General features: G+C 35.2%; 2 protein-coding genes. Both read left to right on the top strand.

All coding sequences use genetic code 11. The features are described 5' to 3' along the window. A partial coding sequence (locus tag BMG01_RS11545; RefSeq protein ID WP_233127317.1) for a hypothetical protein occupies positions 1-209 on the top strand: 209 nt, incomplete at its 5' end. Further along, a partial coding sequence (locus BMG01_RS10790) for a DNA N-6-adenine-methyltransferase (RefSeq protein WP_084012075.1) occupies positions 209-542 on the top strand: 334 nt, incomplete at its 3' end. The genes BMG01_RS11545 and BMG01_RS10790, both read left to right, overlap by 1 nt.

The following is a 542-nucleotide window of genomic DNA, read 5'->3' on the forward strand; positions in this document are numbered from 1 at the left end:
TGACAAGTGAACAAAAAGATTTATTTCTATTTTACAAACACTGTACTTGGTTCAGTGTATTCATAGCTAAGTTAAATGATCCTGAAAATGATCATTATAAATCTCTTCCTAGTTTACAAATATTTAACGATTGGGGATGGCGAAGAGAACGCGAAAATGAATTGATGCATGCTTGGCTGTACCCAGAAACAATTAAGGTGGTTAACTAATGAATAGCAAAGCATTATTCAGCTCAAAAAGCATGGTTTGGGAAACTCCTAAAGATTACTTTGATAAGTTGAATAAAAAATTCAAGTTTGATTTAGATGCCTGTGCGAGCGATACAAATCATAAAGTTGATACTTACTTTACAGAAGATGATGACGCGCTAAAACAAAAATGGGGGGGCAATGTGTTTATGAATCCACCCTATGGGCGACATATCGGCGAGTTTATCAAAAAAGCGTATGAAGAACATTTGCGTGATCCAAATAGATTTATCGTGATGTTGATACCATCGAGAACTGATACAAAGTATTGGCATGAGTACATTCAGGATAAGG

Origin of the sequence: Leuconostoc sp. BM2, from assembly GCF_002095565.1 — a bacterium.
In the GTDB taxonomy this organism is placed as follows: Bacteria; Bacillota; Bacilli; order Lactobacillales; family Lactobacillaceae; genus Leuconostoc; species Leuconostoc falkenbergense.